This is a genomic window from Bartonella sp. AP21QHHD, from assembly GCF_042196205.1.
Taxonomy (GTDB): Bacteria; Pseudomonadota; Alphaproteobacteria; order Rhizobiales; family Rhizobiaceae; genus Bartonella.
Map to the genome: position 1 here is coordinate 41,677 of NZ_JBHIPT010000122.1, position 26,209 is coordinate 67,885.

Consider the following 26,209-nt stretch of genomic DNA (forward strand, 5'->3'; position numbering starts at 1 on the left):
ATCATAATAGTTTAAGTTTAATATTTAAGTTCAACGTTAATCATTTTTAATAACTTAATAAATATCAAAATATATGGCGCTCTGTTTTTGCAAAAAACAGCCCCTATTATCCCCCTTTTTGATTTCATCCCCCCAAAAATGTAAGAGAGATAATCATACAAACAGCATACGATCTTCTGGAAAAATCCCTCTAAACATTATGTTTCTCAATCAGCTGTAGCCAAGCCTCTTCATCGATAACCTCAACACCTAATTCCTCAGCTTTAGCCAATTTGGAGCCCGCTCCAGGTCCTGCAACAAGAAGATCTGTTTTTTTAGAAAGTGAACCAGATGTTTTAGCCCCTAATCGCTCTGCCAATGCTTTTGCTTCATCGCGTGACATATGCGCCAAAGTTCCTGTAAAAACAATGATCTTCTCTGCTATTGGTGAAGAATCTGCTATGATAGGCTCCTCATCAAGAGGTATTACTTCTTCAAGCAAAACAGATAAAATCTCACGGTTATGCGCTTCTTGATAAAAATCAACAATTGCGCTCCCTACCTGTGGTCCAATTCCTTCGATATTGGTAAGCTCTATCCAAGCCTCATTTCCTTCTTCATTTTCCTTATCACATGGCATAAGTGCTTCCATAGCCGCAGTCTCAAAAGCTGTATAATTTTTATAAGCGCGTGCAAGGCGGCGTGCATTCACTTCGCCAACATGACGAATCCCCAATGCAAACAAAAAACGGCTCAACGGAATTTCTCGGCGCGCATTAATGGCATCATACAATTTCCGCACTGAAACAGTACCAAAACCTTCCATATTTTCCAAACGTATCAAAGACTTTTCTTGGCGCCGTTGTAAAGTAAAAATATCGGCTGGTGTATGAATACAAAGCGCCTCATCTTGAGCATAGAAAAAAAACTCTACCTGTTTTTTACCCAAGCCTTCAATATCAAAAGCATTGCGTGAAACAAAATGACGAATACGTTCAATTGCTTGTGCAGGACAAATAAGCCCCCCTGTACAGCGACGCACGGCTTCTCCCACTTCACGAACAGCATGACTCCCACAAGCTGGACACAAATGAGGAAAAATAAAAACAGCAGCATCTTTCGGGCGTTTTTCAATGATAACATCAATAACTTGAGGGATCACATCACCAGCACGTTGTACAATCACGCTATCACCTACACGGATATCACGTCCTTCACGAATGGGCTCTCCTTTATGACCAATTCCCTTAATATAATCCTCATTATGCAAACTAGCATTGGTCACCACCACTCCACCAACAGTAATAGGCGTAAGACGTGCAACAGGTGTCAAAGCTCCCGTGCGACCAACTTGAATGTCAATATCTTCCAAAAGCGCTATCGCTTTTTCTGCTGGAAATTTATGGGCGATAGCCCAACGCGGCGAACGAGAAACAAACCCCAAGCGCTTTTGGAGCATCAAATCATTAACCTTATAAACAATGCCATCAATATCATAGCTTAAAGAATGACGGCATTCTTCGATATCGTGATAATAGCAAATAATATCTTCTACTGTCTTAAAGACTTTTGTTAATGGATTGATAACAAAGCCATACTCTTTTAGCTTTTTCATCATCTCCATTTGACTTTCTGCCAATATTTCACTCACCTCACCACAAGCATAAGCAAAAAATTGAAGTTTTCTGCTAGCGGTTATCCGTGAATCAAGCTGACGGAGAGAACCAGCCGCCGCATTTCGAGGATTGGCAAAGGTTAACTTGCCCTTCTCTTGTTGGCTGATATTTAGTGCTTGGAAATCTTCCCGCCCCATATAAACTTCACCACGCACCTCAATGATATCAGGAAAATCACCTTGCAAAACTTGTGGAATATCAGCAATTGTTCGGGCATTTGCCGTCACATTTTCACCGACAGTTCCATCCCCACGCGTTGCCGCACGCACAAGCTGCCCCTTTTCGTAGTGCAAAGACAAAGATAAACCATCAATTTTTGGCTCCGCTGTTATTTCCAACACTTGTGTTTCTGGAAGCCGTAAAAAACGACGAATACGCTCAACAAATTCAGTAACATCTTCAGAGCTAAACGCATTATCAAGTGAAAGCATAGGCTGTGCATGAACAGATTTTTCAAATTTTTCAGAAATTGGTGCTCCAATTTTATGTGAAGGAGAATCAATACGTATAAGCTCTGGAAAAAGAGCTTCAATTTCTGCATTACGACGACGTAAAGCATCATATTCTGCATCAGAAATTTCAGGCTGATCATCACGATTATAAAGCACATCATGACGTGCAATCTCTTTTGCCAACCACTCTAATTCACGTTCTGCTTCAACAGCTGTGAGATTTTTATATGCATCTTTGTTCATAAAATCTATTCCAAATTACAAGCGCTGCCACAAGGGCCTCCCACGCCTCCTCATCAAGTGAATCTCAATAAATATAAGCTTTCTAGTATTTTTATCGCTGACTAATTACCTTTATGCGAGAAGCTTTTGAGCCGCTGCACGCGCTTCTTCAGTAATCTGTTCTCCAGCCAACATACGGGCAATTTCTTCTGCACGCTCATGTTCTTTCATTTTATGAATCGCAGTAACAAAGCGTCCTTTATCATGACTCTCAATTTTTGAAATAAGAAAATGACCATGCGCTTTCGATGCAACCTGTGGAGCATGCGTAATAGCGAAAACTTGGACATGTTCTGATAAGCGTTGCAACCGTTGCCCAATAGCCGCTGCAACAGCCCCCCCAACGCCTGTATCAATTTCATCAAAAATCAGCGTCGGTGCTGATCCTCGATCAGATAAAACAACTTTTAATGCCAGCAAAAAACGGGATAATTCACCGCCAGAAGCCACACTAAGCATCGGCCCAGCACGTGTTCCAGGATTTGTCCGCACCCAATATTCAATACGATCACATCCCTCTGCACTCCGCTTTTCCATATCACTTTGCATTTCAACAATAAATTCAGCCCTCTCTAACTTCAATGCCGGCAACTCAGCCATAACACTTTCAGATAAATGCTTTGCTGTCTCCCGACGCTTTATTGTTAAGGCTTGCGCCAATGTATCATAATTTTTCTTTGCCTGCTCTGCCTCATCTTCAAAACGTGTCAATATGGTCTGAGCCTCTTCAAAGTCAGCCAGTTCAGCATCCATTTTATCGCGTAACTGAACCAATTCATCCGCAGAAACTTGATATTTACGAGCAAAACCCCGAAGAGCAAAAAGACGCTCTTCTATCCGTTCCAATTCATCAGGTTCAAAATCTAATGCTCGTATTGCCGTCTCAATACCTTCTTGTGCTGTTGCAAGTGCATGCAATGCCTCATCAATAGATTTCACCACTGGTGCAATAAGTTCTTGCGCCTCAGGAATTTTCCGCTCCAAACGCCTCACCAAATTAGAAAGTACTGGGATTGGTGATTTTTGACCCGTTAAAAGATCATCCGCTTCTTTAATATCTGTCGCTATTTTTTCTAATTTAAGCATATCAGCACGACGAAGAGAAAGAGCTTCCTCTTCACCAACTTTAAAATCAAGCTTTTCAAGCTCTTCTACACACGCACGAAGATAATCAACCTCCCGTACAGCACTCTCTACTTTAAGACGCTGCCGTTGCAAACGCTCCTCAAATTCACGCCATGTGTGATAACACTGACGCAAATTTTCCACTTCATCTTCAAGACCACCAAAGGCATCTAATAATTGGCGATGTGTAGCAACATCAACAAGCGCACGATCATCATGTTGTCCATGGATTTCAACCAGCAAACGGCCAACACTCCGCATCAATGCAACACTAGACACCTGATCATTGATAAAAACACGGCTACGTCCATCACTTGATTGCACACGTCGTAAAATAATATCACCCTCGTCATCAAGACCATTCTCACGAATAAGTTGACGTGCAGGATGTGAAACAGACACATCAAAAACAGCCGTAACCTGCCCGCGGTCAGCACCATGACGCACAAGCGAAGCATCACCCCGCCCCCCTAAAGCAAGTGATAAAGCATCAAGGAGAATAGACTTCCCCGCACCCGTTTCTCCAGTTAAAACCGTCAACCCCGCTGTAAAATGAATATCGAGCGTTTCGATCAAAACAATATTATGAATCGAAAGCTGTACCAACATAGAGAATCAACGTACCCTCTTCTTGTCACCACCTAAAGCATTTGAGATCCAAGAAGATTTATGCTCATGTGGTGATATTTTATTCTTCTGCAAGAGATTATAAGAAAATTTATACCACTCACTTTTGGGATAATTACGTCCTAAAATAGCTGCTGCTGTTTGCGCTTCCGCCGTTAAGCCAAGAGCTAAATTAACTTCCGTTAAGCGGAAAAGTGCTTCTTCAATTTGATTTGTATCGGAATACTCTTCAACCACGGTACGAAACCGTCTACTTGCCGCAAGGTAGCGCCGCCCCTCTTCATAATAACGGCCGATCTGCATTTCTTTACCAGCCAGCTGTTCGCGCCCAAAACGGATTTTATCCTTAGCATCCTTGACATACTCAGAATTAGGATAACGCTCTATAAGAAGCTGCATAGCAGCAATAGCACGTTTCGTGTCACGTTGATCACGCGTAACATCAGGAATCCGACGGAAAGAAGAAAGACCAATAATATAGTATGCATAAGCCGAGTCAGTCGACCCTGGATAAAGAGTAATATAGCGTTGAGCCATACTAATTGAATCATCATACTTTCCGAGTCGATAATTAGTAAAAGCACCCATGACCAAAGATTTACGTCCCCAGTCTGTATAAGCGTACTGTTTTTCAATCTTCAAAAACTTCTTCGATGCATCCCCAAGCCGCCCACTTTCAAGGCTAGCAAGCGCCTGATTATAGAGAACATCTGGTGGCTCTATTTTCAAAACATAAGCAGATGGATCAAGGGTATTTTTCTCTTTAAAGAGGCATCCCGCTAACATACAGGTGCTTCCCAAAAGCACCCCCCCCAATATCTTGCGTACAATGTTAGATTTTCTATATGTCATATTTCCAATGCACACATGAGATTTTTTCATAGTTTTTCCGGCCTCCACAGAATATCACCTTGTAGCAAAAACAATTTATCAAAGGTTTTATACCATATCACTTTAAAATCCACATAACCAATTTAGCAGTTTAGGTCAATCATCCCCTTAAAAATCAAATAAACGATAAAAAAATCTTGCCATTTTTTTTACTTTTTCTCCAAAAAGCTTTTTTCATAATATGATTCGTCTGCCAAAACAGCCTTCACCAATTGCGCATTAATTCTATGCCCACTACAATAAGAACGAAATAATCCAATAAAAGGTGCCCCAAGCAAAGCAGTATCACCAATCGCATCAAGCATCTTGTGCCGAACACATTCATTCTCCCAATAAGGACCATCGGGATTTAAAATTTTATCATTAAGGTCGATAACAAGAGAATTTTCCAAAGAAGCGCCTCTCGCCTTTCCAGAAAGCCTTAATTCTTCCACGTCTTTGATAAAACCAAAAGTGCGCGCACGTGACAAATCATCCCTAAACCCTCGTGTGGTAAGATCAAAACTGAAATGTTGCTTACCAATAGCAGAAGAAGGAAAAGAGATCGTTATATCAAAACGACGTCCATCGAATGGCAAAAGCTCTGCAACACCATGAGCTCCTTCAACCCGCACCGGCTTTTTTATAATGAAATAAGAACGCAACGCATTTTGCTGTACAATACCAACATCTTCAAAAGCTTGGCAATATAGCCACGCTGAACCATCCAAAATAGGAATCTCATTATGTGACACTTCAATAACAAGATTATCCAAATTATAAGCAGCAATTGCCGCCATCAAATGTTCAATTGTTTCAACCCTTACATCTCCATCTCCAAGTACTGTTGATAATTCAGTTTCTCCTGTTTGCGATGCATGGGCTTGAAATATTTTCTCTGTTCCGTCTAATCCACAACGCTTAAAAACAATACCACACCCAACATCCGCTGGACAAACCTTTACCACTGACAAACAGCCACTATGAACGCCAATCCCCTTAAATGTTACTGCTTTTTTAAGAGTAGACTGATATTTTGGTACTAAATTCATCATATCATTTTATTAAATTGCTTGTACATCTTTTAACAAAATTTATAAAACTATAAAAAATATTCATAGTAAATAATACAAAAAAACCGCTTATTGTAAGCGGTTTTTTTAAAACAAAGTATTTTATCCAAAATACAGTAATATATTTTACTGTATAATTTTTGCCTGATCATTAAAGAAATAATAAAATTTCTTACTTTACCTCATTTTTCATCAATTAATTTGCCTGACGACGTAAAAATGCTGGTATTTCCAACTGATCTTCTTCACTTATAAAAGTACGCTGATCTTGTGGTACCTGAGGATGCAGCTCACCAGAACGACGTGGAACATAAACAGAAGCATCTTGAGAAAGCGCCTGAGAGTTTTTATTGTAAACATGAGAATCTTTCTGCTGAGACGATCTAACAGCAGGCTCCAGCCTCGCTTCTGGCTCAGCTTCTTCACGATGTGTCAAGCTCTGTTTCAAACGCTGCCAAAGATTACGAGGACCCTGATCCGTCACAAATGTTCTTTGGCTTTGTCCATGAGCAACAGGAGGAAAATCCTTTAACTCAGGCATACGCATTGGAGCGCGCGCTTGCATTTGTTGCATTTGTTTTGGTTGCACTGGCTTTTCTTTTTGCTTCACAAGCCCTGTCATCTCATCAAGAACATGCGCTGTTGCCTCCATACTCACAGGAGCCGTCATCGCCTGTTGAGAACCACGGCTTACTTGCATACGAGGCACATTTGATCTCTGTTCCTGAACAGCATTTGAACCATACGCAACAGCATTCGTGGCACTTCGTGTCGTCATTGCTTCTGCAGGTTGTGCAAAAATTTGACTTTTGGGACGGAACTGTTCTCCGGTTGATTTACCCTTCTCTATTTCAAGTGATTCGATCACTTCTACCATTGACTCAGAACGCAGAGGCGATGATTGAACATGAAAAGAACTATGTGACGTTCCAGGATCGCTCTTGCGTATTGAAGAAGCAGGCCTTTGAATCTGAGGATGAGAGGACTGAACCACATCACTAACTTCACGATCAATACCGGTGGCAACCACAGAAACACGAATAACACCTTCCAATGACTCATCATCAATAGCGCCAAAGATCACATTCGCATCAGCATCTACTTCTTCACGAATACGATTAGCAGCTTCATCAACCTCAAAGAGAGTCATATCACGACCACCCGTAATAGAAATCAATAAACCACGCGCCCCACGCATAGAGGTATCATCCAACAATGGATTTGCAATAGCAGCTTCAGCCGCAGCCAAAGCACGCCCATCACCAGATGCCTCACCCGTTCCCATCATGGCTCGACCCATTTCGTGCATAACAGAACGAACATCAGCAAAATCAAGGTTAATCAAACCCTCTTTAATCATCAAATCCGTAATGGAAGCAACACCAGAATAAAGCACTTGGTCAGCCATAGCAAAAGCATCAGCAAACGTTGTCTTATCATTTGCAATACGGAAAAGATTTTGATTGGGAATAACAATCAATGTATCGACAGACTTTTGTAATTCTTCAATACCAGCCTCTGCCGTTTTCATACGACGTGCGCCTTCAAACTGAAACGGCTTTGTCACAACACCAACAGTCAAAATACCTTTTTCACGCGCTGCGCGAGCAACAACGGGAGCAGCCCCTGTTCCAGTTCCTCCCCCCATACCAGCAGTAATGAAAACCATATGAGAGTCTGCAAGATGATCAATAATTTCATCAATACATTCCTCCGCCGCCGCTTGTCCAACTTCAGGCAAAGCCCCAGCACCCAAACCTTCTGTCACAGCTGCCCCAAGTTGGATAACACGTTCAGCCTTTGACATAGCCAAAGCCTGTGCATCCGTATTTGCAACAACAAAGTCAACTCCCTGAAGACCAGCATTTATCATATTATTCACGGCATTCCCGCCACCACCTCCAACACCAAAAACGGTAATGCGTGGCTTCAATTCCGCGATATCTGGCCGATGCAGATTAATCGTCATTTTCTTTTCCTTCTCATAAGACACCGCAAGCCAAAGCGATGAAATTTATCCAACTAGACTTAACTAAAAACTCTCACGCAACCACTGACCAACACGCTGAAAATATCCACGCGTGCCCATCGATAAATGATTTCCTGCCGCCTGCATTGTTTTTTCTTCAAAACCCACCAATTGCGGATAAATTAACAACCCAACAGCAGATGTAAACGCCGCCCCTTTTGCAAGAGAAGGAAGCCTCGAAATACCTAAAGGCCGCCCGATACGAACATTTCTTCCTAATATAGTACGTGCCATTTCTGGCAATCCTGTTAACTGGCTTGCTCCCCCAGTCAAAATAACACGTTTACCAATGATGTGACCAAAACCAGAACGATTTAAACAATCACGGACCATTTCTAAAATTTCTTCAACACGCGCACGAATGATACGCCCAAGAACCGCGCGAGGATATTGAGTTTCACGCTGTTCACTCCCAATTTCTGCTACATTAATCATTTGCCGCTCATCAGCACTTGTTAAAAGTGCTGAACCATAAACAACTTTTAAACGTTCCGCCTCTGTTAAAGACATAGAAAATCCGCGCGCAACATCAAGAGTGACATGATGCCCCCCAACAGCAAGAGCATCTGCATGAATAAATTTCCCCTCAAAAAACACTGAAAATGTTGTTGTTCCACCACCAAAATCAATACATGCAGCCCCTAAACGCGCCTCATCATTCATCAAGACAGCAAGACCACTTGCAAAGGGAGTAGCAACCATTGCTTCAACACTCAAATGTGCACGATTAATACAAGTTTCCAAATTACGCAAAGAGGCTGTTTCTGCTGTTACCACATGCACGTCGACACCAAATGTTTCCCCTGCCATGCCAATAGGATCAAAAATTCCTTTATCTCCATCCAATACATAAGAAACTGGAACTGAGTGCATAACATGACGTTCAGCATCAAAGGCTTTACGCGAAACATCTGAAAAGGCCATACGCATATCACGCTTAGTGACTTCACGACCATTCAAATGAACCTTTCCATTAATCAAAGCACTTTGTAATCGACTTGAGGAAAAATTCACAATCACTGAATCCACCACCAAACCCGCCATTTTTTCTGCCGCATCAACAGCCAATCTTATTGATTGTTCTGCTGCAAACATATCCATGACAACACCGGATTTAATACCACGTGAACGCTGCACTCCAAAGCCTAGAATTTCCGTAGAATGTGTACGACCATGTAAATAGTGTGCATGCTTCAAAGGACGCAAACAAGCAATAAGACAAACAATCTTACTTGAACCGACATCAAGTACCGTTAAAAAACGTGTTTTACGCCCCTTCAAATGATGTGATCTGAGTAGCATCATAGGCTTCCTGCCTTTCGCGCTTTTAAAATACGTTCTTCTTCTGCTACAGTAGTATGATAACGCTCCAACGTTTCATCTGATAAAGAAACAGTAATTCGATCAGCAAGACGTAAATCAACACTGAGAATATCGCGAGATAAAAGATCTTGCATTGTACCGGACGAAGAAAGAGAAGAAAGCCTTTCAAGAGCACCATTTTCAGGCAACATAACGCGCATTCCATTATTCAAAACAAGATCCCAACGTCGATCACCTACCCGCACAAAAGCACGAATACGATCATATACTTCCGGATAGACTGACAGCGCTTGAATAAACACTTTAGCAGCATTTTGTGCACCCTGCCCAACCACAAGAGGTAAATCCCGAACAATTTCTCCTTTAAAAGGCACAATGACACGACCTGTATTATCAACAATATCCATTATGCCATCATGTTGCCAAATGGCATAGGGTTCACGCTCCACGATGGAAATGCGCATTCTATTGGGATAAATTTTCTGAACATTAGCCGATTGCACCCAAGCCTGTTTTTCCAACAGAGAACGCGCTCTTTCAACATCAAAAGTGAATATAGAAGGCGCAACATCAAGTTTTAAAATTTTAAAAATATCCTGCTTTGCCAAGCGCTTATTACCGCTTATATCGACATGAGTGACCACAAAACTACTATCCAATATGATCGTATTTACGATCACAGTCATCTGACCACTTGATGAAAGTCCATAAAAAGCCGTAACAAAGAAAAACCACACAACAGCAAAAGAGCCGAAATGGCGTGGAATATGAATATTGACAAAAACAAACTCAAACATAAACCGAAGAAAACGACGATAAAGACGTGGCAAAGCCGGCACTGAAAGCACCTCCATCGGAACATTTGTTTTATTAACATTCAACGCATACATGATGCGTCCTCCACCATCCATTGAACAATATCGCCGTAAGTACGGCCGCTCGCTTTTGCAATATCAGGAAGAAGAGACGTCGAGGTCATACCTGGTTGCGTATTAATTTCAAGCCAAACCAATTCTCCCGTTTTTTCATCAAAACGAAAATCAGAACGGCTAACACCTCGACACCCTATCGCCTGATGGGCTGCTAAAGACATTCTTTGCACACTTTGGTAAATATTTAGTGAAAGTTGTGCAGGACAAATGTGAAGAGAACCACCCGTTTTATATTTTGAGTCATAATCGTAGAATGGAAAGTGTTTATCGGGAAGAATTTCACACACATCCAGCACTTCGTTCCCCAAAACAGCACAAGTCAATTCACGACCAGGAATATATTTTTCAATCATCACCTCATCGGCATACCCCCACTCAGCTCCCCCAATATTATGCGGCGGTGCAGCTTCATTTCCTTGAACAATGACAACACCAAAACTTGATCCTTCACACACAGGTTTAATTACATAAGGAGGCTCCATGGGATGCGTTCGGCCCAAAGCAAAGCGGCTCATGATACGAGAAGGAGCAACACAAACCCCAACATTTGCAACGATAATTTTTGCACGTCCCTTATCCATTGCCAAAGCAGATGCCATCACGCCAGAATGAGTATAAGGAATTTTTAAATATTCAAGAATCCCCTGAATCCGACCATCTTCACCAAATGGACCATGCAATGCATTGAAGGCAATATCGGGCTGCAACTGTTCAAGAACAGAAGCAATATGAGCATCAACATCCACGCGGCTCACGCGATACCCCTGCACCTCTAAAACATCAGCACACGCCGCCCCTGAAGATAAACTTATAGACCGTTCAGAAGAAAAACCTCCCATTAACACAGCTATATGTTTATCTTTCATAATAAATCACCCTCTTTCGCATACTATATGTAGTCTATATAGAACACATCAGCACTACATACAGGAAAAACAAAGTTTATCCTTGCGAATCAATAACCTAGCATTTTGCATAATGAATCAGACTCAAAAGCCTGATGCAAGAGATTCTTTGTTAATTTATTGATTCTTAATAGAAATTTTTTATTATCTCTTTGAAATGACTCAATTTTTTATTTTCACTTTTTAGTGAACAATAAATCAATGAAATGGATCAAAAGGAGAAACACTTCGACCACGCTCAAATTGACCAATACGCTCTATTTCCCATTGTAAAAGGTGGGCTGAATTTGCAAAAACACGCGCACGCACTGTTTCTCCCAATGCTTCAAGATCATATCCTGTTGCTTGCCCTGTATTAATCATAAAATTACAGTGCATTTCACTCATTTGAGCGCCACCAATCCGTAAACCACGACACCCTGCTTCATCAATCACGCGCCACGCGGATGTATTCTCAGGATTTTTGAAAGTTGATCCCCCTGTTTTTTCGCGAATAGGTTGCACTGTTTCTCTGTGGAGGGCAACTTCATCCATAGCAGCACGAATATCATCTTTATTGCCGAGTTTTCCTTCTAATAAAGCAGCCGTAAAAATAAAATCTTTAGGAATATCACAATGGCGATAGGAATAATGCATATCTTTCACACTCAAGATATGACGTTGCCCTTTACGATCCAGCGCATAGACCTCGACAACACGCGCTGCGGTTTCAACACCATTCGCACCCGCGTTCATTTTGAGAGCTCCTCCAAGACCTCCAGGAATACCATGATAAAAATGAAAACCTGCAATCTCAGCTTCTAAAGCGGCAGCAGCTAAATGTTTATCCGCCGTACCAGCACCAACTAAAAAGCCTTTTGGAGAAACTTGCTTCACTTGCCCAAATTTTTTTGGCGAAAGACGAATCACAACACCAGGAACCCCCCCATCACGCACCAGAAGATTAGAACCAATACCGACAATTGTTACAGGAACAAATTCAGGCAAATTTTGAAGAAAGAGAGCCAAATCTTCTTCATCAACAGGCTGATAAAAAAGCTCTGCCAACCCGCCCGTGCGAAACCACGTTACCTTACGCATCTCAACATTAGGTGTAAGCTTTCCTCTCACGCCACCCAACAGTGGTTGCAATTGCGCCAATAGCGCCTCACCATCAATGTGCTGAAAATTTATCATGACCATCCAATACCGCTAACTGATGAGGCAAAGCACAAGCCCATTGTGTGATATTGCCAGCACCAAGAAAAACAACATAATCCTCTGCCTGAGCAAATTTTGAGACAAGAGACACAACATCTTCCAAACCATGTATCAAGCGCACATCACGATGACCCGCCATTTTAATATGCTCTACCAATTCTTGAGAACCAAATCCTACAATAGGCTCTTCACCAGCCGCATAAACGGGCGTAATCAACACTGTATCTGCATCATTAAAACAAGCAGCAAAATCATCAAATAAATGATACAACCGTGAATACCGATGGGGTTGTGCAATCGCAATAACACGCCCTTTTGCACTCTCACGTGCAGCACGCAAAACAGCCTTTATTTCGACAGGATGATGTCCATAATCATCAAATATTTCAATGCCACGCCAACTTCCTGTTCGCGTAAAACGCCGTTTTACTCCGCCAAATTCTGCTAAGCCCCTTTTTATAGCTTCATTTGAAATGCCAAGTTCATGCGCAATAGCAATCGCCGCCGTTGCATTGGCAACATTATGCTGCCCTGCCATAGGCAAAAGCATATTTTTCAACTCAATCTTTCTTCCTGTTTTGCGTGAGCGAACAAGAACATCAAAATGCGTTTTTTGACCATCCATCGAAAGATTAAGAAAACGAACATCTGCTTGTGGATTTGCACCATAAGTGATCACCCAACGATCATCAATACGGCCCGCCAATGACTGAACCTCTGGATGATCAAGGCACAAAACAGCAAAACCATAAAAGGGAACATTTTCTACGAATTGCCGAAAAGCCTCACGCACAGCATCAAAACTTCCATAATGATCCAAATGCTCAGCGTCAATATTAGTAATAACAGCAATATCAGCAGGCAGCTTTAAAAATGTACCATCACTTTCATCAGCTTCAACAATCATCCAATCGCCATCTCCTGTACGAGAATTCGTACCATAAGCATTAATAATACCGCCATTAATCACCACTGGATCAAAATGACCAGCATCAAGAAGGGCTGCAACCATTGATGTGGTTGTTGTTTTACCATGTGTACCACCCACCGCAATTGCACGCCGAAACCGCATCAGCTCCGCCAGCATTTCTGCACGTCTAACAAGCGGTAAATGTCTTTCCTTTGCAGCAATATACTCAGGATTTGTTTTTTTAACGGCAGTAGAAAAAACAACAACCTCTGCATTCCCTAAGTTTTCAGCACAATGACCTATATGAACGTTAATTCCCTTTTTCCGCAAACGTTCAACATTTGCACTTTCAACTTGATCTGACCCTTGAACTTTATAGCCAAGATTATAAAAAACCTCCGCAATTCCACTCATACCGATCCCCCCGATTCCGATAAAATGGATAACGCCTATATCAAGTGGCATTTTCATTAAAAAGCTCCTCTTTTATATCTGACAACAATCGCCCTGCAATTAAGGATTCAGCCATATCAGCAAGGCAACGGGTTGCATGAGGTTGCCCAACTTGTTTTGCAGCAAGCGCTTGTTTTTCCAATAAATGGGGTGCACAACAAGCGTGCATTAAAAGAGAAAAAAGCTTTTGTGCATTCAAATCTTTTTCTGATACAATTTGCGCACCACCTACACGAGCAAGCAGAGCTGCATTGGCAGCCTGATCATGATCTAAAGCATGGGGATAGGGAACAAGCAAAGCAGGTCTACCAATCACCGCTATCTCACAAACGGACGAAGCCCCAGCGCGCGACAAAATAAAATGAGCATGTGCCATACGTTCAGCCATATCATCAAAGAAAGGAGCAACTTCTGCTTGTACCCCCATATCACGATAGATTTTGATCAACCTTCCTGCTTCACCGCGGACTTGCTGTACAATTCGTAAACGTTTACGGTTCTTATCATCAAATAAAGCAATAGCTTCTGGAACAATATGTGAAAAAGCAGAAGCCCCTTGGCTACCTCCAAAAATCAAAAAATTAAATGGCTTTTCTCCCCCTGAAGAATGATAAGGAATTTTGGCCGCCTTCAACACAGCCTCACGGACAGGATTCCCCGTCAAAAGTATTTTATGAGCATAAGCGCCACTTGGTGACAACAAACCACCAGCGATTGCACGCACAAAAATTGCCAACATCCGATTGGCACGCCCCATAACAGCATTTTGTTCATGAATAAATGTCACACGCCTCGTTAAAGCCGCAATAAAAAGAGGAGGAAAGCTCGGATACCCCCCAAATCCTCCAACAAGAACAGGACGTAATTTATAAAACAACGCCAACGATTGCCCCATACCCCTTAGCAAAGACCAAAACGTCTTTATCAGAGCAAAAGGATGGCGTCGTGTAAATGTTGCCGATGAAACGATATGAATATGCTCTTCATCAAAACACCGAACAAAAGGGCGTGCTCTTTCATCTGTTATTAAATGAACATCATATCCACGCTGCCTTAATTCAACAGAAAGGGCTTCAGCAGGAAAAAGATGTCCACCTGTACCACCAGCCACCAAAATAATAACTTTTTTATCATTCATAAGGGGTATCCAAGACAGAAGAGGAAGAAAAAGCTGAAAGGCGCGCTTCTGGCCAACGACGTGTTAAACTAAGCAAAATGCCCATTGAAAACGCAATCGCCACCATCGAAGAACCACCATAAGAAATAAAAGGCAATGTCATACCTTTTGGAGGAATTAAGTGAAGATTAACGGCCATATTAATAGCTGATTGAAAGCCAATCATCATTGCTATGCCAGTAATACCAAGACGTATAAAGGAATCACGTGTATTCATGGCTATATACAATGAACGCATAACGATAAAGCCAAACAGCATCATAATTAATAAACAAAGAATAATACCATATTCTTCAGCAGCAACGGAAAATACAAAATCTGTATGGCTATCAGGAATGATACGTTTTACTGTGCCCTCCCCAGGACCTTGCCCAAACCAACCACCATTCAAAATAGCCTCACGTCCCACATCTACTTGAAAAGTATCTCCTTCACCTGTCAAAAAACCATTGATCCGCTCGCGCACATGATGCAGAAAAAAATAAGCTAAAATAATTCCTACAACGCCTAAAATGAGAAAGAGAAAAATAATAGTAAGAGGGACACCAGCAATAAAAAACAGCCCCCCCCATGTTGCACTTATTAAAACTGTTTGTCCAATATCAGGCTGCAAAACCAGAAGCACACAACAAATGGCATAAAGTAGAATCGCTAACGTATAACCCAGAATGCCCCTCTTGCGTATCTGTTCCGAAAAAAGCCAAGCGGACATAACCACAAAAGCTGGCTTCATAAACTCTGAAGCCTGTACAGAAAAACCAAATAGTAGAATCCACCTCCGTGCTCCCTTTAATTCTGGACCCCAAAATAAGGTTGCAACCATAAGAGCAAGCGTTACAATGAGCAAAAGAGCACATAAACGACGAATATTAGAAAGCGAAAAAAAGGAAATGGTAACCATCGTAAAAAATGCTGAAATGCTAAAAATGATATGCCACCGAACAAAATAAAAACTATCAGCAATTCCGATTTTTTTTGCAATAATAGGGCTGGCAGCAAAAGACAGCATAATGCCAATTCCCATTAAAATTAAACAAGCTGCAAAGATAGAGCGATCAATCGTCCACCACCAATTAGCAATTGGATCTCTATCTGCACGCGTCACCATGGTATCCACCTTATCCATTTTATAAATTATCTCAAAGTAATATGGTTCCCCAGCCTGTTTAACAAACACTTTAAAAACTAAATTACACAAAAAAAGATTCTGGAGTCTTAACGCAAAAATATTTTTTTATAACTGATGCTTTTTTATTGTAACTGCATCACAAAAGAGACAAATGCTTCGCCTCGCATTTCATAATTTTTAAATTGGTCATAACTTGCACAAGCAGGTGACAAAAGAACCGTCACCTCTTTTTCCTTACAACCCATTGCGTCAACAGCTGCTTCACGCACCGCATTTTTCAAAGTTAAGCTCATAGAAAAGGGAAAAGCAGATCCAATAGTGCGAGCAAATTCTTCCGCCGCGCTCCCAATCAAATAAGCTTTACGAATTTTAGGAAAAAATTCTCTAAGAGACACTATCCCTCCCTTTTTTGCCTGTCCTCCAACAATCCAAAAAATATCATTAAAGGTGGAAAGCGCAGGAGCTGTTGCATCTGCATTAGTAGCCTTGCTGTCATTGATAAACAAAACCGCCCCCATTTTACGCACCTGCTGCATACGATGATCCAACCCTTTATAACTTGCCAAATGCTTGTTCACAGAAGGATCGGTTATTTTTAAAGCCTGCAATGTTGCTAATGCCATAAGGGCATTTTGCGCATTATGACTCCCACGTAACCCCGCCATAGGAGCAAGATCTGCAAGCATATGACTCTGTCCTTGACGAACAGAAAAGAGCTTGGTCCCATCTGCATAAAAACCATTTTCAACAAAATGATCCTTGGAAATTGCCTCAATTTGCTTCCCATCATGAAGTAACTGTTGATATAAAACCCGACAAGCTGCATCATCAACTGAAATGAAAGCCTGAGAAGCCTGAGCAATCAGATGCCTTTTGGTTTGCACATAACAGGCAAAACTCCCATGTCGATCAATATGATCAGGTGTTAAATTCAATAAAAGTCCAATGGTCGGCTGAAGAGAGGGAGTAAGATCAATTTGAAATGATGAACATTCAATCACATAGATACGTTTTTTAACAAATGGCTTAAGCGTCAATATTGCTTTTCCGATATTTCCCCCCATCTGCACATCATAGCCCATTTTTTCCAACAAATGCGCAAGTAAAGCCGTTGTGGTTGACTTCCCATTCGTCCCCGTAATCGCAATGAAAGGAACATCTTGGTCACACAAACCATAATGTTGTAAAAAATGCTGGCGCGCACGAACAAATAATTCAATATCACCGATAATTTCTATATTTTTTTTTCGTGCTTTTTCAACAATCCAATGGGGCTGAGGATAACTTAAAGGAACTCCAGGAGCTACAATCAATGCAACAAATTCTGACCAATCTTCATAACGGAGATCTCGTGTTGGAATATTGTGCCGAAAAGCCATTTGCACGCTTAAAGAACTATCATCCCACGCCACCACTTCTGCGCCACCGCACATCAATGCTTGTGCCGTTGCTAGTCCAGACTGTCCCAATCCAAACAGAGCAACTTTTTGACCTTTATAACACGTAACAGAAATCACATTCTCACCGCAATTTAAGTGTTGAAAGACCTATGAGAGCGAGAACAATCGAAATAATCCAAAAGCGTATCACGACTTGGCTTTCAGTCCAGCCTTTTTTCTCAAAATGATGATGTATCGGTGCCATAAGAAACACGCGTTTTCTTGTTAATTTGAAATAACCAACCTGAATAACGACCGAAAAAGCTTCCACAACAAAAAGCCCACCAATAAGAACCAAAACAATTTCGTGTTTCGTAGCAACCGCAACAGTCCCCAATAATCCTCCAAGAGCCAATGAACCAGTATCTCCCATAAAAATAGCTGCAGGTGGTGCATTAAACCATAAAAAACCAAGCCCTGCCCCAACAACAGCTCCCAATAAAACAGCCAATTCACCTGTTCCCGATACATAATGGATTTGGAGATAATCAGCAAAATTCATATTACCAGAAAGATAAGCAATCAGAGCAAAAGATAAAGCTGCAACCATCACAGGAACAATAGCAAGCCCATCGAGTCCATCCGTTAAATTAACCGCATTACCCGTCGCAACAATGACGAAAGCAGAAAAAGGAATAAAAAACCAGCCCAAATTGATAAGATAATCTTTTAAAAAAGGCAAAGCTAATCCAGATGAGCCAATTTTCAAGATGGCAAAAGCCGCAATTGCCGCAACAAAAAACTCCAAGCTTAACCGTGCTTTCCCAGAAAATCCTTTGTCTGTTTGTTTTGTGACCTTAAGATAATCGTCATAAAATCCAATTCCCCCAAAAGAAAGCATAACCAATAGCGATACCCAAAAGTAAATATTCGATAAATTACCCCATAAAAATGCCGATACCACAATGCCGATTAAAATCATCAATCCACCCATTGTAGGTGTTCCAGCCTTTTTAAAATGTGTTTGAGGACCATCAGCACGAATCGGTTGCCCCTTACCCTGCCGCAATTTAAGAGAAGCAATGATGCTAGGTCCAAACAAAAAGACGATAAGCCCCGAAGTAAGCATAGCCGCTATCGTGCGAAAAGTAATATAACGAAATACATTCACACCTGGAAGCCAATCACTAAACGAAGAAAAAAATAGCATCATGGAATAAAAAAACCTCTTAAAACTATGAAGAAACCGCTTTATAGCGATCAAGCAATGCAGTCACAATATTTGATGAACAAAGGCTATTGGATGATTTAACCATAAGCAGATCCCCAGAAGAAATTTCTGCTAAAAGAAGCGATAAAATTTTCTCAATATTTTCAGCATAATGAACCTTAACACCAGCAGACAAATCACTGACTAAAGATTTCATCGCCTCACCAAATAGAAAAACCGGATTAGCACCAGAAAGACGTATTGGTTTTATTAAATCACGATGAAGCTTTTCACTATACTCCCCTAACTCTAGCATATCTCCTAAAATAGCAATTCGCCGCCCCCCTTTCCCTACAGGCCCTGTAGCAAGAAGCTCAAGTGCAGCACGCATAGAAGCAGGATTTGCATTATAGCTTTCATCAATGAGATAAAATTCACCCCCATTTGATAAAGACAGTCGATAACGAACACCTCGCCCCTTTTGAGAAGAAAAATGGCGAAAAGAAAGAAAAACAGGCTCTAGCTCAACCCCCATAGCATCACAAGCAGCAATAACCCCTAAACTATTTTGCACAATATGGCGCCCAGGAGCACCAATTTGGACCTCCCTATCCCGCCCCCCCATACGCACAATCATAGAAGAACTATCGGTTAGAAGACGTATATCATGCGCTTGATAATCAGCATCTTTAGTCTCACCAAAGCTTAAGATCTTTTTTACACCGCATTTCTTTGCTTTTTGAACGAGATAAGAAAAAAAATCACTATCCGCATTTAAAATGGCAATGCCTTCCTCATCCAATCCTTCAAAAATTTCAGCTTTTGCCTTTGCTATTTCTTCAAGATCCTTGAAAAAACCCATATGTCCTGCACAAATATGCGTAATGAGAGCAACATGCGGACAAACCAGTTTGACCAGAGGGCGAATTTCATCTCTGTGATTCATGCCAATTTCAAAGATACCATAATCACTCTCCACAGGCATCCGCGCTAAAGTGAGTGGAACCCCCCAGCAATTGTTTAAAGAAGCGAGATTCGCATGAACATTCCCAGCCGTTGCAAGTGCTTGTTTCAAAGCTTCTTTTGTCGTTGTTTTTCCCACCGATCCTGTTATCGCGATAATCTTAGCTCTTGAACGTTTGCGTGCAGCTTGTGCAAGTTGTTCTAAGGCTTTCAAAACATCAGGAACGACAATGAGTGGAGCCGATATCTTTTTCATATCCCTCAAACGGTGTTCCGCAACGATAAGAACGCCTGCACCTCGTTCATAAGCTTGCGCAGCAAAATCATGACCATCAAGATGATGCCCTTTAATGCAGAAAAAAACATCCCCTTCCGCAAGAGTACGGCTATCAATGGAAACCCCAGAAAAAGTTTCTGGCAGGCTTCCCATTACAACACCATTAACTGCAGCAACAAGTGCTTGCTTATCCCATAAAGCTGTCATTTCTTTCGGTCCTCTAAAGCTTCTATCGCTTTCAGACGATCTGAAAAAGGATAAGTTGTCTGCCCTATAATTTGGCCATCCTCATGACCTTTTCCAGCAATGATTAATGTATCACCAACTTTCAAAAGCTCCACCGCGTAAGAAATAGCCTCTCCACGATCTGCTATCTCTATTGCTGTTGGCACCGCCTGTAAAATATCCTTGCGTATTTTTTCTGGCATTTCTGTGCGAGGATTATCATCCGTTACAATAACAATGTCCGCTTTATCCGCCGCAATTTTTCCCATCAAAGGTCTTTTCCCTTGATCACGATCTCCTCCACAACCAAAAACAACGATCAAGCGCCCTTGCGTAAAGGGACGAACAGAAAGCAAAACCTGCTCCAAAGCTTCTGGTTTATGGGCATAATCAATGTAAACAAGCGCATTATTTTCTGTCTTTCCCACAAACTCTAACCGCCCAGGTGCCCCCTGCAAAGTTTCAAGCGCAGAAAAAACCTTACGAGGTGAAACGCCCGTTGCAATTGCTAACCCCGCTGCCATAAGCGCATTGGCGACCTGAAAATCTCCAGCTAAAGGCAAATCAAATGTATAAATATTGTTTTCCACACGACACTCAATACACTGTTTTGAGCGTTGATGTTCGACACGATTAATCGTGATAAATTGCCCCTTACGACCAATTGTCAAGACACGGCGGCGCGCTTGTGTAACAACATCAATAACCTTTTGTGAATAAACATCATCAGCAAAAATCAAAGCAGGAGCAGATACAGGCAAAAGTGTATCAAACAACCTCATTTTAGCCCGCAAATAATCCTCTACCCCCGTGTGATAATCCATGTGATCTCGCCCTAAATTGGTAAAGGCACCAGCCGTTAAACGAACTCCATCAAGTCGTCCTTGGTCAAGCCCATGCGAAGAAGCTTCAAGAGCTGCATGAGTCACACCTTCATGAGAAATTTCATAAAGAAGACGGTGCAAGACGACCGGATCAGGTGTTGTGAGAGAACCATAAACATTCCGTTTAGGAGAAACAACACCAACCGTTCCTATACTCGCAGCACAAAATCCAGCATAAGTCCAAATTTGCCGAAGAAAAGAGACAACAGATGTTTTACCACTTGTACCAGTCACAGCAACAACCGTTTCAGGCTGAGAACCGTAAAAACGTGCAGCTGCCAACGCTAAACTATGACGAACATTAGAAACACGTAAAATGGGAACAGATAAATCCTCAAGAACAGCATGATAATCTGTAACGATTGCTCGTGCGCCACGCTTTATCGCATCATCTATATAGTGCCTTCCATCACTTTTTTTTCCTTGAACAGCGACAAAAACATAGCCTGGCAAAACTTGCCGAGAATCCACACTTATTCCTGTTATTTCTATTGAAGAAAGACTTTCATCTTCAACACATTCTGTAAAAACTGTTCCCAACAACATGATAACGCACCTTTATATTCATTTTACCGTTGTTTAACGAAACTTGAATTGCTCTTTTTACTTAAAAGAGGCTCATATTCTTTTTTAAAATCGGGTTTTACACCAAGAAAACTAGCTGTGCGACGAACAATATTAGCAAGCATTGGTCCAGCATTCATTCCCGCTGTTGCTGAACGCTGTCCCTCCTCTGGCTTTGGTTCATCGATAATTGTTAAAACAACATAAGCAGGATCTTCAATAGGAAAAGCAGCAAGAAAACTATTGAAATTTTTTGTTTTAGAATATTTTCCATTTTCAACTTTTTCAGCTGTTCCTGTCTTACCACCTACACGATAGCCTTCTACTTTTGCATTACGTCCAGAACCAATATCACTATTTAATTGATAAAGGTAACGCATATTTTGACTTGTTTTAGCCTGCAAAACCCGTTTTGCATGGTGCAGAGTTTGTTCTTTTGTCCGTTTTAAAAATGTCGGAGCAATTAACCAACCACCATTCATTAAAGCAGCAGCCCCGACAGCTGTTTGCAAGGGTGTTGTTGCCATACCATGCCCAAAAGAAATCGTCATAGAATGTATATCCTTCCAATGATGTGGCACAATAGGGTGGGCAACTTCAGGCAACTCTGTTGTGAGACGATCCAGTAATCCAAGTTTTTGTAAAAAACCACGATGTTTATCAATCCCTATCGCCAATGCCTCTTTAGCAGAACCAATATTAGAAGAATAAATAAAAACCTCCCATAACGTTAAGGGTCGATTTTTTCCATGAAAATCATGAATAGTATACCCACTACTTGCTTTTATTGGCTTTGAAGCATCAATAATACTGTTTAAATGAAAAATATTGGAATCAAGTGCCATGGCGGTCGTAAAACTTTTAATAATTGATCCCATTTCAAAAGCTCCTGCCGTCATCCGATTGAGACGATCACTTTTTAAAGCTTCGATAGGATTTCCAGGATCAAAATCTGGTAGTGATGCCAAAGCCAAAACTTCCCCCGTATGTATATTTAAAATAACAGCTCCTGCAGCAATTGCCTTATAACGCTTCATAGCCTGAATAAGTTCATCATGAACAATTGCCTGAACACGCACATCAATCGAAAGCTGAACTTGTTTTAACGATTCTTCCATGGCAAGACCAGCGGCACGCAAAGCACTCAACCCCGCATCATCAATATATTTTTCCATACCTGCAATGCCCTGATTATCAACATTCACCATACCGAGAATATGGGAAGTTACAGGTCCATCAGGATAAAAACGACGAATTTCAGTCCGAAAACCAATTCCTGGTATACCAAGAGCCATAATTTGCGTCTTCTGCATTGGTGTTAACCCCCGCTGTATCCAAGAAAAACTAGATTTTCTTTTTAAGCGCTTATAGGTTTCCTGCCAATTAAGATCAGGCAAAACTGTTGAGAGCAATTCAATTGTTTCATCCACATCAATAATACGTCGTGGCTCAGCAAAAAGTGAATAAGTTTTAATATCTGTTGCCAATAAACGACCATTACGATCAACGATATCAGGCCGTGCCATCAATTGAAGAACTCTAGGCCCTTTTGCTTCTTCAATCTGTCCACCTTCCAACCCATAAGAAATAAGGCAAGCCCCCATGATGCCATATAAAATTAAAAAGCAGAACAACGAAAAAAGCAAACGTGGACGACTAGAATAGGGACGACGAACAGAAACATTATGATTATTCAACGAATTCTTTAAGCGCTTTTTCTTCTGTGAGAATAAAAAAGTCGATTTCATTACTGCGCGCCTTTTTGGACAACACTATTGATCTGAGAAGCCCGATTATTTGTCAAAATATCTTGATTATCTTCCAAGATATTTTGTTTAATCACTTCTTCAATTTGATCATGTACCCGTACCGGAATGTCTTTAAACTCCACGATTTGACGCGGCTGTATAACCTCTAACCCAAGTTCTTTCTGATAACGTTTCGCAAGTTTTTGCATGCGTGAAGGCCTTATCATCACAGCCCACTCAGCATGAAGCAAACTTACCGTATTTTTTGCTGCAGCAATTTCATGCTCAAGATGAAGAACTTCGTTCATTCGCTTTTGAACATCATATTTTACCTTATAAGTAAGTCCTGCCATACAAATCATAATCAACACTAAAATCATATCAAATGTACGAAAAACTGTCATTTTTTGCTGCCTTCAAAACTGGCAATCTCTGCTAAACCAAATAATTTCATATCTGCTGCAAGAGCCTCTGCTTCAGTCCGTACACCAATACGCAACCTCGCAGAACGTGAACGAGGATTTTTCTGTAACTCCTCTTTAGTTGCCGTGATCCCACCTCGAAACAAAGGAAAAAATGTTGCTGGAGCAGCCTTTATTTCTGGCAGATAGCGTGATCTCATACATTCTCCAGAACGAGCCGAAAAAAATCTTTTGACCATACGATCTTCAAGAGAATGAAAACTGACAACCCCCAAACGGCCTCCAGCTTTTAAAACGCGTTCAGCAGCAAATAAACCACATGCCAATTCACCAATTTCATCATTAACATAGATACGAAGAGCCTGAAATACACGTGTTGCCGGATGAATACGATCTCCCGGCTTACGTCCTATCAACGTTTCGATAGCATACGCCAAATCACCTGTACGCAAAAAAGGCTGCACAACACGACGCTTTTCAATCATCCGTGCAATTCGCCCCGCATAACGCTCTTCCCCTAATATCTTAAAAATACGTGCCAAATCCCTTGCTTTTAAATGATTGACAACATCGCTGGCTGTAAAACCAGTCTGAGCCATTCGCATATCCAATGGACCATCTTTTTGAAAAGAAAAACCTCTTTCTGCTTCATCAAGCTGCATTGAAGAGACACCAATATCCAAAATAACTGCATCCACCTTCTCTTCAACGACACGATCGAGCTGTGAAAACGCCATATGGACCAAACGAAGGCGTGGAAAAAATTCATCAACAAGCGATTGTCCCGTGCTGATAGCATGAGGATCACGATCAAGAGCAATCACCTGTGCTCCTGCCTTTAATAAAGCGCGCGTATACCCACCAGCACCAAAGGTGCCATCAATCACTTTTGCTCCAACCAATGGCATAAGCCCAGCCAAAACTGGCTGTAACAACACTGGAATATGGCGTTCAGCTCTTTGATCCTGCTTTATCAAAATAATCCGTCTTGAAGTTATGCTGTCTTAAATCAACAGCTCTCTCATGGCAACTGATCTTAGAATAACCTGACCTTCAACTTTCACATTAATCACAATGAACGAAAAAACTAAAGTTATCCCAAAACAGATCCTAACGCATTATACTTAAAGAAATGTTATAATTTTTTTAAACACCCTTTGCTCAAGTGTCCATTTCAAACACATAGACTCCATAAAAGACCATATATAATTGATCTTATAAAATATCGCCTATCATCATGAAATATCAGTCGGCCTATAAGCCGGGTTCTGTAGAGTAAAGCTTACACTTTACATGGCAACCATTCATCTGGGACGGATGTTACCATCCGCCTCGTGCAACCTACCCGAATGACTCGCCCGGAAATCGGCTGCAAATTAAATTTTGCACGTCATTTCTATTTGGTCTTGCTCCCGGTGGGGTTTACCTTGCCACATTCATTACTGAATGCGCGGTGGGCTCTTACTCCACCCTTTCACCCTTACCTATAAAAATAGGCGGTTTACTTTCTGTGGCACTTTCCCTAGGGTCACCCCTGCCGGGTGTTACCCGGCACCGTCTTTCCATGGAGCCCGGACTTTCCTCACCTGCCGTATTTCAGTATCAGACAAGCGCGGCTGCCCAGCCGACTGACATACTGATTTATAAAACATTTTCTGCTCTGTGAAAATAGCATCTTAAAATATTTTATGACAAACCTCTCTCAACAGATGTTTTTATTTTAATGAAGCCAGATAAGTCTTTACTTTTGCGCAATATTTCACTGAAATGGAATTCATTTTTTTTGCAGCATGACCTGCGTTATATTTAAGGATTGTACCACACGTACTTCCACCACTGAGTTTATAGGCCCTTGCCAAATAACGCATACCATATTCAAGATTGGTCGCAGGATCGTACAAATCCTGTACAGAACCACTAAAGCCCAACCCTCGTGCCGTAGAGGGTTTAATTTGCATCAAACCTATTTCGCCAGCAGCCCCCTTTATACCTGCCTTATAATTACTTTCAACTTTTACAACAGCATGTGCTAAATTAACGGGAACATTATATTTATTCGCAAGTTTCTGAATAAGAAACTCATAAGGACGAGCAGAAATCTTAGAAGCAACAATCACTGAGGTTTCTCCTGATTCCGCAACATTTAAGACACTATGAGTCCAACTTATATCAAATACAAAAAATACAGCACATGCTGTATTTAACAAGATTTTCAAAAATTGCATTTTCTTTCTCTTCACTCAAACATTCTCAAATTCTAGCCGCAAGTAATTTGCAAATGTATTATACAAAAAAGAAAGCAAAAGAACGTCTTTAAAAAGGAAATAGTAAGACAATTTCAAGCTAAAATTATGAAATAAAAGAATATATCTTTATGCACAAGTCTCAGATTTCT

Annotated in this window: 20 protein-coding genes and 1 other RNA gene; all 21 read right to left on the minus strand. The window is 41.2% G+C overall.

Annotated features, from left to right (window positions below):
* Positions 1-190 precede the first annotated feature (190 nt).
* Entirely contained in the window at positions 191-2,350 is a 2,160-nt protein-coding gene (ligA, locus tag ACFIMC_RS09640; RefSeq protein ID WP_375671892.1) for an NAD-dependent DNA ligase LigA, read from the minus strand.
* A 111-nt stretch (positions 2,351-2,461) separates the two neighbouring features.
* Complete coding sequence (recN, locus tag ACFIMC_RS09645; protein WP_375671891.1) at positions 2,462-4,123, minus strand: DNA repair protein RecN; 1,662 nt, start codon at positions 4,121-4,123, stop codon at positions 2,462-2,464.
* A 6-nt stretch (positions 4,124-4,129) separates the two neighbouring features.
* Positions 4,130-5,023, minus strand: a complete 894-nt coding sequence (locus tag ACFIMC_RS09650; RefSeq protein WP_375613374.1) for an outer membrane protein assembly factor BamD — start codon at positions 5,021-5,023, stop codon at positions 4,130-4,132.
* Positions 5,024-5,181: 158 nt separating this feature from the next.
* Positions 5,182-6,066, minus strand: a complete 885-nt coding sequence (lpxC, locus tag ACFIMC_RS09655; RefSeq protein WP_375638332.1) for a UDP-3-O-acyl-N-acetylglucosamine deacetylase — start codon at positions 6,064-6,066, stop codon at positions 5,182-5,184.
* Positions 6,067-6,280: 214 nt separating this feature from the next.
* Positions 6,281-8,053 (minus strand): cell division protein FtsZ, encoded by a 1,773-nt coding sequence (ftsZ, locus tag ACFIMC_RS09660; protein WP_375612001.1) that lies wholly within the window; start codon positions 8,051-8,053, stop codon positions 6,281-6,283.
* 63 nt (positions 8,054-8,116) lie between these two features.
* The gene (gene ftsA, locus ACFIMC_RS09665) at positions 8,117-9,418 is read right to left on the minus strand and encodes a cell division protein FtsA (protein ID WP_375613372.1); all 1,302 of its coding nucleotides are present in this window, start codon (positions 9,416-9,418) and stop codon (positions 8,117-8,119) included.
* Positions 9,415-10,326, minus strand: a complete 912-nt coding sequence (locus ACFIMC_RS09670) for a cell division protein FtsQ/DivIB (RefSeq protein WP_375671905.1) — start codon at positions 10,324-10,326, stop codon at positions 9,415-9,417. Before ACFIMC_RS09670 ends, ftsA begins: the two co-directional genes overlap by 4 nt.
* Positions 10,314-11,234 carry a D-alanine--D-alanine ligase gene (locus ACFIMC_RS09675; RefSeq protein WP_375611998.1) on the minus strand — a complete coding sequence of 307 codons (921 nt, stop codon included), beginning with the start codon at positions 11,232-11,234 and terminating at the stop codon, positions 10,314-10,316. Before ACFIMC_RS09675 ends, ACFIMC_RS09670 begins: the two co-directional genes overlap by 13 nt.
* A 237-nt stretch (positions 11,235-11,471) precedes the next feature.
* Complete coding sequence (murB, locus tag ACFIMC_RS09680) at positions 11,472-12,449, minus strand: UDP-N-acetylmuramate dehydrogenase (RefSeq protein ID WP_375613370.1); 978 nt, start codon at positions 12,447-12,449, stop codon at positions 11,472-11,474.
* Positions 12,427-13,854, minus strand: coding sequence for a UDP-N-acetylmuramate--L-alanine ligase (gene murC / locus ACFIMC_RS09685; RefSeq protein WP_273790779.1), 1,428 nt, complete (start codon positions 13,852-13,854; stop codon positions 12,427-12,429). The genes murB and murC overlap by 23 nt, the downstream gene beginning before the upstream one ends.
* Positions 13,838-14,974 carry an undecaprenyldiphospho-muramoylpentapeptide beta-N-acetylglucosaminyltransferase gene (gene murG, locus ACFIMC_RS09690; protein ID WP_375671890.1) on the minus strand — a complete coding sequence of 379 codons (1,137 nt, stop codon included), beginning with the start codon at positions 14,972-14,974 and terminating at the stop codon, positions 13,838-13,840. The genes murC and murG overlap by 17 nt, the downstream gene beginning before the upstream one ends.
* Positions 14,967-16,121 carry an FtsW/RodA/SpoVE family cell cycle protein gene (locus ACFIMC_RS09695; protein WP_375621370.1) on the minus strand — a complete coding sequence of 385 codons (1,155 nt, stop codon included), beginning with the start codon at positions 16,119-16,121 and terminating at the stop codon, positions 14,967-14,969. Before ACFIMC_RS09695 ends, murG begins: the two co-directional genes overlap by 8 nt.
* A gap of 143 nt (positions 16,122-16,264) precedes the next feature.
* Positions 16,265-17,659 (minus strand): UDP-N-acetylmuramoyl-L-alanine--D-glutamate ligase, encoded by a 1,395-nt coding sequence (gene murD / locus ACFIMC_RS09700; RefSeq protein ID WP_375680997.1) that lies wholly within the window; start codon positions 17,657-17,659, stop codon positions 16,265-16,267.
* Between the two features lie 4 nt (positions 17,660-17,663).
* Entirely contained in the window at positions 17,664-18,734 is a 1,071-nt protein-coding gene (gene mraY, locus ACFIMC_RS09705) for a phospho-N-acetylmuramoyl-pentapeptide-transferase (protein WP_375611992.1), read from the minus strand.
* A gap of 22 nt (positions 18,735-18,756) precedes the next feature.
* Complete coding sequence (murF, locus tag ACFIMC_RS09710) at positions 18,757-20,178, minus strand: UDP-N-acetylmuramoyl-tripeptide--D-alanyl-D-alanine ligase (protein WP_375668336.1); 1,422 nt, start codon at positions 20,176-20,178, stop codon at positions 18,757-18,759.
* The gene (locus ACFIMC_RS09715) at positions 20,175-21,626 is read right to left on the minus strand and encodes a UDP-N-acetylmuramoyl-L-alanyl-D-glutamate--2,6-diaminopimelate ligase (RefSeq protein WP_375611990.1); all 1,452 of its coding nucleotides are present in this window, start codon (positions 21,624-21,626) and stop codon (positions 20,175-20,177) included. Before ACFIMC_RS09715 ends, murF begins: the two co-directional genes overlap by 4 nt.
* Before the next feature lie 23 nt (positions 21,627-21,649).
* Positions 21,650-23,392, minus strand: coding sequence for a peptidoglycan D,D-transpeptidase FtsI family protein (locus ACFIMC_RS09720; RefSeq protein WP_375680998.1), 1,743 nt, complete (start codon positions 23,390-23,392; stop codon positions 21,650-21,652).
* On the minus strand, positions 23,392-23,796 hold the full coding sequence (locus ACFIMC_RS09725; protein WP_375611988.1) for a hypothetical protein: 405 nt from the start codon (positions 23,794-23,796) through the stop codon (positions 23,392-23,394). The genes ACFIMC_RS09720 and ACFIMC_RS09725 overlap by 1 nt, the downstream gene beginning before the upstream one ends.
* Positions 23,793-24,791 (minus strand): 16S rRNA (cytosine(1402)-N(4))-methyltransferase RsmH, encoded by a 999-nt coding sequence (gene rsmH, locus ACFIMC_RS09730; protein ID WP_375671887.1) that lies wholly within the window; start codon positions 24,789-24,791, stop codon positions 23,793-23,795. The genes ACFIMC_RS09725 and rsmH overlap by 4 nt, the downstream gene beginning before the upstream one ends.
* Positions 24,792-25,055: 264 nt before the next feature.
* An RNA gene (gene rnpB / locus ACFIMC_RS09735) (RNase P RNA component class A) lies at positions 25,056-25,446 on the minus strand.
* A gap of 83 nt (positions 25,447-25,529) precedes the next feature.
* On the minus strand, positions 25,530-26,039 hold the full coding sequence (locus tag ACFIMC_RS09740; protein WP_375671886.1) for a lytic transglycosylase domain-containing protein: 510 nt from the start codon (positions 26,037-26,039) through the stop codon (positions 25,530-25,532).
* Positions 26,040-26,209 lie beyond the last annotated feature (170 nt).

Coding starts and splice junctions, on each gene's coding strand:
- ligA (WP_375671892.1), bottom strand. CDS start 2,350: ATGAACAAAGATGCATATAAAAATCTCACAGCTGTTGAAGCAGAACGT.
- recN (WP_375671891.1), bottom strand. CDS start 4,123: ATGTTGGTACAGCTTTCGATTCATAATATTGTTTTGATCGAAACGCTC.
- ACFIMC_RS09650 (WP_375613374.1), bottom strand. CDS start 5,023: ATGAAAAAATCTCATGTGTGCATTGGAAATATGACATATAGAAAATCT.
- lpxC (WP_375638332.1), bottom strand. CDS start 6,066: ATGATGAATTTAGTACCAAAATATCAGTCTACTCTTAAAAAAGCAGTA.
- ftsZ (WP_375612001.1), bottom strand. CDS start 8,053: ATGACGATTAATCTGCATCGGCCAGATATCGCGGAATTGAAGCCACGC.
- ftsA (WP_375613372.1), bottom strand. CDS start 9,418: ATGATGCTACTCAGATCACATCATTTGAAGGGGCGTAAAACACGTTTT.
- ACFIMC_RS09670 (WP_375671905.1), bottom strand. CDS start 10,326: ATGTATGCGTTGAATGTTAATAAAACAAATGTTCCGATGGAGGTGCTT.
- ACFIMC_RS09675 (WP_375611998.1), bottom strand. CDS start 11,234: ATGAAAGATAAACATATAGCTGTGTTAATGGGAGGTTTTTCTTCTGAA.
- murB (WP_375613370.1), bottom strand. CDS start 12,449: ATGATAAATTTTCAGCACATTGATGGTGAGGCGCTATTGGCGCAATTG.
- murC (WP_273790779.1), bottom strand. CDS start 13,854: ATGAAAATGCCACTTGATATAGGCGTTATCCATTTTATCGGAATCGGG.
- murG (WP_375671890.1), bottom strand. CDS start 14,974: ATGAATGATAAAAAAGTTATTATTTTGGTGGCTGGTGGTACAGGTGGA.
- ACFIMC_RS09695 (WP_375621370.1), bottom strand. CDS start 16,121: ATGGTGACGCGTGCAGATAGAGATCCAATTGCTAATTGGTGGTGGACG.
- mraY (WP_375611992.1), bottom strand. CDS start 18,734: ATGATGCTATTTTTTTCTTCGTTTAGTGATTGGCTTCCAGGTGTGAAT.
- murF (WP_375668336.1), bottom strand. CDS start 20,178: ATGACAGCTTTATGGGATAAGCAAGCACTTGTTGCTGCAGTTAATGGT.
- ACFIMC_RS09715 (WP_375611990.1), bottom strand. CDS start 21,626: ATGTTGTTGGGAACAGTTTTTACAGAATGTGTTGAAGATGAAAGTCTT.
- ACFIMC_RS09720 (WP_375680998.1), bottom strand. CDS start 23,392: ATGAAATCGACTTTTTTATTCTCACAGAAGAAAAAGCGCTTAAAGAAT.
- ACFIMC_RS09725 (WP_375611988.1), bottom strand. CDS start 23,796: ATGACAGTTTTTCGTACATTTGATATGATTTTAGTGTTGATTATGATT.
- ACFIMC_RS09740 (WP_375671886.1), bottom strand. CDS start 26,039: ATGCAATTTTTGAAAATCTTGTTAAATACAGCATGTGCTGTATTTTTT.